9 protein-coding genes are annotated in these 10,297 nt (G+C 38.5%); 1 reads left to right on the top strand and 8 read right to left on the bottom strand.

Annotated features, from left to right (window positions below; genetic code table 11):
• The 8 genes from CL42_RS14405 to CL42_RS14370 all read right to left on the bottom strand — a co-directional run.
• A partial coding sequence (locus tag CL42_RS14405) for an MFS transporter (protein WP_171076806.1) occupies nucleotides 1-1,231 on the bottom strand: 1,231 nt, incomplete at its 3' end.
• Nucleotides 1,232-1,356: 125 nt separating this feature from the next.
• Entirely contained in the window at nucleotides 1,357-1,743 is a 387-nt protein-coding gene (locus CL42_RS14400) for a PaaI family thioesterase (protein WP_035270089.1), read from the bottom strand.
• A gap of 22 nt (nucleotides 1,744-1,765) precedes the next feature.
• A complete protein-coding gene (locus CL42_RS14395) occupies nucleotides 1,766-2,299 on the bottom strand; it encodes a DUF3237 domain-containing protein (RefSeq protein ID WP_035270086.1) in 534 nt (177 codons plus the stop codon).
• A 52-nt stretch (nucleotides 2,300-2,351) separates the two neighbouring features.
• Complete coding sequence (locus CL42_RS14390) at nucleotides 2,352-3,605, bottom strand: OprD family outer membrane porin (RefSeq protein WP_035270081.1); 1,254 nt, start codon at nucleotides 3,603-3,605, stop codon at nucleotides 2,352-2,354.
• A 48-nt stretch (nucleotides 3,606-3,653) separates the two neighbouring features.
• Nucleotides 3,654-4,793, bottom strand: a complete 1,140-nt coding sequence (locus CL42_RS14385) for an acyl-CoA dehydrogenase family protein (RefSeq protein ID WP_035270077.1) — start codon at nucleotides 4,791-4,793, stop codon at nucleotides 3,654-3,656.
• A 72-nt stretch (nucleotides 4,794-4,865) separates the two neighbouring features.
• Complete coding sequence (locus tag CL42_RS14380) at nucleotides 4,866-6,752, bottom strand: feruloyl-CoA synthase (RefSeq protein WP_051586641.1); 1,887 nt, start codon at nucleotides 6,750-6,752, stop codon at nucleotides 4,866-4,868.
• Nucleotides 6,753-6,830: 78 nt separating this feature from the next.
• Complete coding sequence (locus CL42_RS14375; protein ID WP_035270074.1) at nucleotides 6,831-8,282, bottom strand: aldehyde dehydrogenase; 1,452 nt, start codon at nucleotides 8,280-8,282, stop codon at nucleotides 6,831-6,833.
• Nucleotides 8,283-8,331: 49 nt separating this feature from the next.
• Complete coding sequence (locus CL42_RS14370) at nucleotides 8,332-9,165, bottom strand: p-hydroxycinnamoyl CoA hydratase/lyase (protein ID WP_035270071.1); 834 nt, start codon at nucleotides 9,163-9,165, stop codon at nucleotides 8,332-8,334.
• Between the two features lie 270 nt (nucleotides 9,166-9,435).
• Between CL42_RS14370 and mhpT the strand changes: the two genes are divergently transcribed.
• A partial coding sequence (gene mhpT, locus CL42_RS14365) for a 3-(3-hydroxy-phenyl)propionate transporter MhpT (protein WP_035270070.1) occupies nucleotides 9,436-10,297 on the top strand: 862 nt, incomplete at its 3' end.

The following is a 10,297-nucleotide window of genomic DNA, read 5'->3' as shown; positions in this document are numbered from 1 at the left end:
GTTCTTTTTGTAAAACGACATATGGTGTATTGACTACGGATTTTTGTTTTAACTTATAGATGATGAAAATGGCAATAGCTGCTAAAACAAATGCAAAACCAAAATTTCCGTACAATTCTAAAGGCGAGTTCCCTAGGTCTAAAAAGTATCCCGCAATGATTGGAGAGAAAATACCACCAAAACGACCAACACCAGTTGCAATCCCCACGCCTGTTGATCGTACATCTGCCTCATAGAGCTGTGTAGAAATGGCATAGATTCCAGCTAAACAGCCATTAATAAAGAATCCTAGCGTTGTGGCAACGATGATTAATATATTTAAATTATCTGTATTGTTCACAAACAATAAAATACATACGTACGTGAGGATTAAAAAGGCAATTTGATTGATGTATACGCTGACTTTAGAACTAAGAACACCAATGATAAAACTACCTAAAATACCACCCACGCTGATCATCATGGCAGTTTTAATAGATAATGAGTTATCTAGACCAGAACTATTGAGAATTTTAGGTGTCCAGCCCATCACGAAATAAAAACCAAAAAGAATAAAGAATATAGAAACCCATAATACAAGGGATTTAACTAAATACTTGTGGTTAAATATTTCTACGTAAGAAGACTTTTGATTTTCTTTGTATGCTTTAGGGAGTGTGAGAATTGGTTTTTTATGCATTTTAGAGAAAACTTGATTCAATTTTTCCAAAGCATGTTTTGGTTGTTTTAGTAATAAATAATCGATCGATTCTGGTAAAAATTTCAATGAGCACAGAAACGCAAATGTAGTAACGAATCCACCAATTAGAAATACTTGTCTCCAACCGATACTTTCTAAGCTATATACAGCAAGTAGTGCTCCGCTAATTGCTCCAATCCCATAACCAGCAGATAATATACCAACACTAAAACTTTTATATTTAGTCGGAGAATATTCACTGGCCAAAATCATAGCACTGATTTGAACACCACCAATACCAACACCAGTGAGAAATCTGCACAGAACCAATTGCTTAAAATCGGTGGCAAATGCAGATGCAAACATGCTCAGACCACAGATTAATAGACAAAGGTTAATTAAATTACGTCTACCGATTTTATCTGCGAGAGGTGCAAGTAAAAATGAACAGACGGTCATACCAATTAAACCAGCACTAATTAAAGTTCCTATATTAGTACCAGTTAATGAAAACTCATTGGCAACTGAACTTGCCAAATAAGCCATTATCATGAAATCGAATCCGTCGATAATGTATAAAATAAAACAGAAAAAAACAACAAATTTTTGATATAAACTTATTTTGTCGTTGTCGACACAGTCCTTTAATTTTAAGATATCCATTCTTTTTTTAATCCTTATAGAACCATAAATGCAGCACTGGTTTTTGCTACCAGCTTTCCATGCTGCCAAGCTTCACTTTCAATGCTTAAAATTTTACGTCCTTCTTTAATGAACCACGCTTTTGCCAATACTTCACCAACTTCACATGGTCTCAGGAAATCAATTGTTAAATTAATTGTGGCAGCTGGTTTTTCTGTTTGATTTAAGGCAGCTAAAATTCCCATTGCATCGTCAAGCATTGCGCAGATCATGCCTCCTTCAACACTTCCCCTAGGATTGGTAAAACTTTCAAGAGCAATATATTGAACTGAAATTACTCGCTTTTCCTTGTCCCACTGAAGTTGATGACCACCTAATAAATGATGAATAGGGGGTAAATTAGATAAAACTTGTTCGTCCATTGAAAAGTACTCCTTTTAATATTTATTTCACTGTAAATGCATCATAGATCACGGTTTTTCCGAGACGCATTGCACTTCCAACTGCAATTGTCTGATTTAGCCATGCATATTTTTCTGAGCTAGTTTCAAACTGCATGGTTAACTTGAAGTAATATTGAGTGGGATTAACATCTTCGCCACGACTTAATTGTTCTAGTACTTGTGGTGAAGCATGGCGATAACCTTTAGTTTGTAAATAAATCAGAGCACCATCATCAGTTTCTAATAAATAGCGCGTATCTATATATGCCAAACCTTTGCTATCGACCTTTTGCCAATCTGCACCATTGTTAAGAATACGCCCCTTCAAACTTGGTCCAGAAAAAGTTCCTCCAGTGATTGGGATAATGCGTCTTTGCCCTAAATCTGAAGTTTTACCGAGTTCCCAAACTGGGGCTGTGAGTTCAACATTGAATGTCGCAAGGGGTTCAAGTTTTATGGGTTGTGGTGAATATTGGGTATTTGCCAAACTTAATGTAGTGGTGGTATAGACCAATAAGCCGATTAAATATTTCATACTTATTATCCTTAGAGAGGGTCGGGTTCCTCAGTAAAGAACCCTTTTGTTATTATTTAAATTTCCACGTGTAATCAATATTGATACGAGTTTCATTGGCTGGCTTAATATTGGCGGTAATTGGCATATCATTATCATAGATCGCATAACGCGCGCGTAAACCTAAATTTTTTAGTGGGCCATTTTGAACTGTGTAAGCTAGATCAAAATCCAATTCATCTTCCGAAAAATCTGTACCACCCAACTGTGGTGCGTAAATATTGCTACCATGGGTATAGCGGGTCATAAAACGAAGACCTGGAATATAGTCTTTAAAATCGTATTCATAACGCAGGCTATAAACACGCTCTTTCGCATTCAAAAACTCACCAGTCCAAGTATCAATTGCTAGTCCAGTTTCTCCTCCAGTTAAGTACGGAAAAGCAGTATCTCCAAAGTGGTGAAATGTAGAAAAGATAAACTTATGGTTTTGGTGTTGAAGTTCTGAATGGCTATGAAGTAAATTATTGTCAACTAAACCCGCTTTAGCAGTCCCATCTTCATCGCTAATGTAGTAACGCAACTGTGTTGTAAAAGTGGATTGATTTGAGATTGGATATTTATAGGTTATGCCTAACAACGATTGGCGATATAAGTCGTTAACATCCATATGAAATGCAGTCAACCGCAATGGATTATGAGTCAAGTCATAATGTCCACCTAAGTAATACAAATAATCTGTTTCTTCAGAAATATAACGACCATTTACTCCAGAGATCTTTATAGCTTCATAATTTGTAGAATCACGTTGATTGACTTCATCAATATAGGATGCCTGGAGATCCAGACCTTGAATATCTTTAGATTGAACTGCAACACCTCGATACGTTTGAGGTAAAAGTCGTGCTGGAGAGCCGACTAAAACAGGAGTCATGGGTTGAAGAGTCCCTATACGTACCTCGGTTTCAGAAACTTTAGCTTTTAAAGTGACTCCAACTTCACCATATTGATCTGCAGGCTCATTGGTTGCCAAGGAACGAATTAAGTTTCCTGTACCTCCATATTTAGCATCAGCATCCAGTTTAAAACCTGCGGTCGCTAATAGATCTAAACCAAAACCAATCGTTCCATCGGTGAATCCAGATTGCGCTTTAAAGATAAATCCTTGTGTCCAGTCTCTTAATGCGGGGTATCTATTCTCAACTTTAAAGTCACGGTCAAAGTAGAAGTTACGTGCAGTTAATTCGACTTTACTTTGGTCGATAAAATTATTTGCAAATACTGGAGCGGTACATAATAGAAGTGGTGTGATCCATAATTTTTTCATCTTTATTTCATCCTGAAATAGTATTAATACATAGAGGTAATCTTTGTGTTATTTTCCTAAAAGTTCTCTTGCAACGATTTCTTTCATAATTTCATTGGTTCCCCCATAAATTTTTTGAACACGTGCATCGACATAAAATCGAGATATTGGATATTCCCGCATGTATCCATATCCCCCGAACAATTGCAGAAGTTGATCAATGACTTCACATTGGGTATCAGTGATGAAGCATTTCAATGCCGCAACTTCGCTTACATCCAATACTCCCTGTTGATAAAGCGACTTACATTTTTCGACAAAGGCTTCGGCTGCTAGAGTTTTAATTTTGGCTTGAGCGATTACAAAACGAGTATTTTGAAATTGTGCAATTGATTGTCCAAAAGCTTTACGTTCGAGGACATATTCTTGAGTAATTTCTAAAGCACCTTGCAAAGCGCCTAATGCCATGAGAGAAATACTCAAACGCTCACGTGGAAGTTCTTGCATGAGATAGCTAAAGCCTTGACCTTCCTGACCTAATAATTGGTCTTTAGGAACTCTGACTTGGTCAAAAAATAATTCGGCAGTGTCTTGAGATTGAAGTCCAATTTTTTTTAGACCACGACCTTTTTTTACTCCATCTAAATGAGCATCCACCAATAAAATCGAAATACCTTTAGCTCTTGCTTGAGGATCAGTTTTAGCAACTAAAACTATGAGATCTGCATGTTGACCATTCGATATAAACGTTTTTGAGCCATTTACCACATAATGATCGCCATCTAATAAGGCTTGAGTGCGGATGGCTTGTAGGTCTGAACCTGCATTGGCTTCAGTCATTGCAATAGCTGTAACAACTTCACCGGATACCATTTTAGGTAACCAATATTGTTTTTGATCTTCACTTCCAATATTCTGGATATAGGGTGAAACAAGTTCACTCTGACCACCGATTGCAACGGCTAACGCAGAGAAGCCCGCTCGAGCCGTTTCTTGAACGATCATTTGTGAATAATATATCGGTGCGCCGTAACCTCCATATTGTTCAGGCACATCGACGCATAAAAATCCATTTTGTCCAAGTTGATCCCAAACTTGTCGAGGCATGAGTCCTTGCTCTTCCCATGACTCATAATATGGGGCGACAAACTCTGCTAGGAAGCGTCGATAATTGTCCCGAAACAGCTCAAAATCACTATCTTTCTGCATAGCGTTATCCTAATTTTGAATGCAACTGTCTAAGCAGCGTTTGACTAAACGCTGCTGAATAAAAAAGTTGAGTTAATTTCTAAGGGTTGGAATGCGAATAATGAGTGGATTATTGATGTTTTTTTCGTATAACTCTTCCACCATTGCTATGCGACGTTTCAAGATACCACTTTGATTGAGATTGCCTTTATCAGTGGTTTCTCCTGCATCAAGAAGTGGAGGTTCAATCATGAGATAAAGCATCGAAACGGTATTTGAACTACCTGTCGCATCTTTGTTGAAATCAATTAAAAACTGCTTGAACCACTGTTGAACTTTAGGGTGTAGAAGCACCTCTTTAGCACCAACTAGACTTAAATCTAATCCTGCATACTCAGCGCAATCTGCAATTTTGGGAAATATTAAAAATCCAATCGCACTTAAATTAGAACCAGTAATACATACATCTTGAATAAATCGATTACCTGTAATGAGAACTTTATTGCGTAAAGTTCCAACATTGACAAAGGTACCTGTATTTAACTTAAAATCTTCAGCTATACGGCCATCATACATGAGTCCCTGACTCGGGTCGGATGGATCCACTAATTTCACTGCATCCCCGGTGCGATAAAAGCCTTCATCATCAAAGATATTAGCTTGTTGTTCCATAGGTAGACGCCAGTAATGTTTCATGACATTTTTACCACGAACACAAAACTCAAGTTTGTCACCATAGGGAACTAATTTAACTTCGCAACCTGGAGCTGGATATCCAATGAACCCAGCCATTACTTTGGGACCAGTTGTAAACACACATGATGGTGCAGTCTCAGTCATCCCCAAACCGCTCATGATACGAATACGTTCTCCACAGTGTGACTGCGCGATTTGGTCAAGTCTGTTCCAACCAGCTTCTGATAGTGCAGCACCAGCAAAAAACAAAATTTTAACTCGACTAAAAAATTTTTCACGTAACTCAGCATCTTGTTCAAGTGCTACGGTTATTTCTTCCCATCCTTTAGGAACGTTTAAATACACAGTAGGTGCAATTTCCTTAAGATTCCTGATGGTTTCTTGCATCTTTCCTGGAACTGGCTTGCCGTCATCAATATAAATTGTGCCGCCGTTATATAGTGCGATTCCTACATTATGACTGCCACCAAAAGTATGATGCCATGCTAACCAATCAACTAATACTGGGGGGGTCTCTTCAAACTCAGGGAAGGTCTGAAGCAGCATCTGTTGATTGGTACATAGCATTAGATGCGTTGTAGGTACCGCTTTCGGCATTTTAGTTGAGCCAGATGTAAATAGAAATTTCGCTATTTGATGTTCATCAATGGTCTCATAATGATCTTTAATATCACTAATTTCAGAGCAGAGGAGTGAAGAGAAAGCAAGGCAATTTTTCTCACCAAATTTTCCAGAATTCGTAACGATCACAATATCATCTGTATCACAGCAATGTTCAATCGCTTTAGCAAAAGCTTGACCATCATTAGCAAAAACCAAACCTGGTGTTAGAACATCAAACACATGTTTGAGCTTGCCAAAATCTTTAGAAATAAGTGAATAGGCAGGAGAAATTGCGGAGAATGGAATCCCTGCAAGCATTGCTCCCATTGACAAAGTAAGATGCTCTAGATCATTCCCAGATAGAATGACAATAGGACGTTCAGTTGAAAGATGTGAATATTGTTTCAAACTTTGTGCAATACGCCATGCTCGATCTAATGTTTCTGCGTATGTAAGCTTAATCCATTCATCATCATGACCACGTTTTGCTGCGAATACACGATCGGGATGTGTTTGAGCATATTGAATTAAACGGTCAGTAATTTTTTGTGGGTATGGTTTAAGTTGTTCTTTTGGGGAAATATACAAAGTGCCATTTTTAGATTGAAACTCAATCTCGTGACTGCCTAATTTAACAAATCGCTCAGGATATTTATGCGTATGAACCGTCATATTCGACATTGTTTTCACTCCATGTATTTTTAGCTATTCTTTTCCAACGAAAAGAGCTGACTTCATGTCAACTCTTTGAAATATTCGTTAAATAGGGTAGTGACGAGTTTTGGTTTGCATGGTGATCCAACGCAGCTCAGTGAACTCTGCAACTGAGACTTTACTCCCAAATCGTCCATAACCACTTTGTTTCACGCCACCAAAAGGCATTTGCGCTTCATCATGAACGGTTGCACTATTAATATGACAAATACCTGATTCGATACGTTTAGCAACATCTAGAGCTAGGGATAAATCTTGACTAAAAACTGCTGCAGATAATCCAAATTCTGAGTCATTTGCTAAATCGATTGCTTCATCAACAGTTTTAAAACGTTGAACGGTGCACACAGGACCAAAAGATTCTTCGGCATAAATCTGCATATCTTTAGTGACGTCAACTACGATAGTAGGTTGCATCATAGCACCATCAATGCTCAAACCCAGTGGTAAATATGCACCTTTTTCACGTGCATCTTCAATTAAATTTTTGATTCTTGTTGCAGCTTTTAAACTTTCTAGAACGCCCAGGGGTTCTTGACTCTCAAGTGGATTTCCTGCTCTGATATTCTGAACTTTATTGATCAATTTTTCGATGAATTGGTTTGCAATTTTTTCATCCACAAGAACACGCTCTGTCGACATACAGATCTGTCCCTGATTGAAAAAAGCGCCGAAACTGATGGCATTAACGGCTTCGTCCAGGTCCGCTTGCTCCAATACAATGACCGGTGCTTTGCCACCAAGTTCCAGCAACACTGGTTTGAGGTATTTAGCTGCAGTTTCTGCAATTATTCGACCTACATGCGTTGAACCTGTAAAATTAATTCTTTTAGTCAATGGATGACTGATTAAACGCTCTACAATCTGTGGAGCATCTTGCGGGGCATGAGTAATGACATTGACAACACCATCGCCAATACCTGCTTCATGAAGTACTTCCCCAATTAATCGATGTGTTGCAGGGCAAACTTCAGATGCTTTAAGTACGACTGTATTCCCACAAGCCAGAGGCATCGCTAAGGCACGAGTGGCCAAGATAACAGGAGCATTCCACGGTGCCATACCAACGATGACACCACATGGAACGCGAACACCCATAGCGATATTGCCAGGAACATCTGATGGAATAATATTTCCATCAATTTGTGTAGTCATGGCTGCTGCTTCTCTCAGCATATTGGCAGCAAGATGGACATTAAAGCCATACCACGTCGCAGTTGAACCTATTTCATGTATTGCAGTTTGAATAAACTGTTCAGTTTTTTGATCCATCAAATCTGCAGCTTTAAGCAATTTTAAACGTCGGTCTGTTGGTGATAGAACAGACCAAGTTTTGAATGCTTCATGCGCTGACTCAATTGCACGATCAACATCGCTTAAAGTCGCTGCTGCACTCGTTGATGCGATTGAGCCATTAATTGGACTGATTCTTTCAAAAGTTTGTCCTGAACTTGCTGCAACAGATTGGCCGTGAATAAGTAACTGTACGTTTTGCATGGTGAATGTTTCCTTACATGTCCATCATGACGAAAAAAGTAGATTCTGCTTAAGCAGGACGTTTATAAGTTTGAAGACCTGGTTTGATTGTTTTGTCATCCAAGAATTGCTTCATACCTTGTGCACGACCACCTTCATCATCACGGTAGTTGCATTGATCCAGTTTGGCGTATAAGTAATCTTCGTTTTGCTCCCAAGTCAGCTCACGACAGCGTTTAAAACCATTCTTCGCAGTACGCAGTACAACTGGATTCTTTTCAAGCAAATTATTTGCCAATTCAGTTACTTCTGCACGTAATTGTGCAAGTGGAACGCTCTTGTTTACTAAGCCCATATTTGCAGCTTCAACACCAGAGAAGGTTTTGCCTGTCATGATGTAGTACATAGAAGCACGATGACCAACTGTATCAGCCATAGCTTTGCTCACTAAGTTACCTGGAGGAATTCCCCAATTCACTTCAGACAAGCCAAATGTAGCTTCATCTGCTGCAATGGCTAGATCACATGCGACTAGTGGTGAGAATCCACCACCGAAGCACCAGCCGTTTACCATTGCAATCGTTGGTTTTGAATAAAAACGAAGTAAATGCCATTGCCAACGTGATGCATCACGACGAATTCGTTCTTGGAAAATTTCTGGCTGGCTGTCAACCTCACGGAAGTACTCTTTCAAGTCCATACCTGCTGTCCAAGAATCCCCAGCACCAGTGAGTACCAAAACACCTGCTTCTGGATCGAGTTCAAGCGTTTCAAGTACATCAATCATTTCTTTATTTAAGGTTGGACTCATCGCATTTTTCTTTTCTGGGCGATTTAAAGTGACCCAAGCAATGCCAGCTTCAACTTTTACATCAACAGTGGACCAGCGATTTTGATAAGACATGATAAGCTCCTTAGTGTTTGTTTTATGTCCTGTTGGAATTAAGATAATATCAGTTAAACTTACATACAAGTGTTTTTTTGAATTTTTTATATAATTTTTATAATATATTGATATTTAATAAAATAATATTTTAAATGAATTTTATTTAAAAAAAATATTGATTATTTTATAAGTTTGGGTGATATTTTTTAAGTTGCCTGGACGGAGGCAATACATAGGATGTGTATTTTTTTAAAAGTATTTTAAAAGCTCTAAAAGGGACAATAAAAAATGGAACAAAGTGTAAGTAGTAAGACTAAAGCTACGCTTACACTCGTACTGTGTTTCGCTATCGCTGTATTTGAAGGTTTCGATCTTCAATCAATGGGCGTAGCAGCACCACGGATGCGAGCAGAGTTTGGCTTAGATAATACTCAAATGGCATGGGCATTTAGCGCGGCAATCTTGGGTACTTTACCTGGTGCATTATTAGGAGGTCGTTTCGCTGATAAAATTGGGCGTAAGGCAGTTCTATTGACCAGTATTTTAATTTTTGGAGTGATGTCAGTTCTAACGGCATATGCTTCTGATTATACACTGCTTTTAATCATTCGTTTCTTGACTGGCTTAGGGATGGGTGGCGCTTTACCAATGATGATCACCATGGCATCTGAGGCAGTATCAGAGAAACATAAAGGCATTGCAGTCAGTATTATGTATAGCGGTATTCCATTTGGTGGAATGTTGACATCATTCGTGGCAATGGGTTTAGCTGGTGATGCGCAATGGAGACATATCTTCTACATTGGTGGCTTCGCGCCAATTCTTTTAATCCCTTTGCTAATGAAATATTTGCCAGAGTCTAAAGACTATTTAACAGCGACGAAGAATAAAACTTCTACCCCATTCTTTGAAGTGTTGTTTGCAAAAGAACGGCGTTTTTCCACGATTCAAATTTGGATCAGTTTTTTCTTTACGTTAGTTGTTTTATATTTTTTACTCAACTGGTTGCCACTATTGATGGGTGCACAAGGTTTAGGAAAAACAGAAGCGAACTATGTTCAAATTGGTTACAACATCGGTGGTATCTTCGGGTCGATTCTCATGGGAACTTTACTTGATAAGATTCGCATGAGTACTGTAATTAAATTTA

It is taken from the genome of Acinetobacter sp. Ver3, assembly GCF_000632455.1.
Taxonomy (GTDB): Bacteria; Pseudomonadota; Gammaproteobacteria; order Pseudomonadales; family Moraxellaceae; genus Acinetobacter.
This window is presented reverse-complemented; position numbering and strand designations above follow the sequence as displayed.